This is a genomic window from Devosia alba (assembly GCF_039938915.1).
In the GTDB taxonomy this organism is placed as follows: Bacteria; Pseudomonadota; Alphaproteobacteria; order Rhizobiales; family Devosiaceae; genus Devosia; species Devosia alba.
This window is the reverse complement of sequence record NZ_JBDUUI010000203.1, coordinates 1-209: the sequence shown is the minus strand read 5'-3', so window position 1 is coordinate 209 and position 209 is coordinate 1. Positions and strand designations below refer to the sequence as shown.

The 209-nt window shown below is 40.2% G+C and carries 1 protein-coding gene; it reads right to left on the bottom strand.

Features of this window, described 5'->3' with window-relative positions; translation table 11 throughout:
- The coding region (locus ABFY71_RS19270) for a DUF5977 domain-containing protein (RefSeq protein ID WP_347947493.1) at nucleotides 1-209 on the bottom strand (209 nt) is incomplete at both ends.

The window sequence follows — 209 nt, the reverse complement described above, 5'->3', positions numbered from 1 at the left end:
ACCTCGCAACAGCCACCTACTTTATTAGCATACAACGGACCTTCTTTCTCCGCAAACTCTTCCGCTTTCCTATCTGCATCATCTTGGCTTATATCCGAACAAAATTCAGCCTCATGAACGATAAACGTTTCTTCAGAACCAAGATCTTCCGGACAGTCCGATTTCTTGAAAGCTTTTCTGTATTCTTTGTTGTAATACATCTTTTTCAT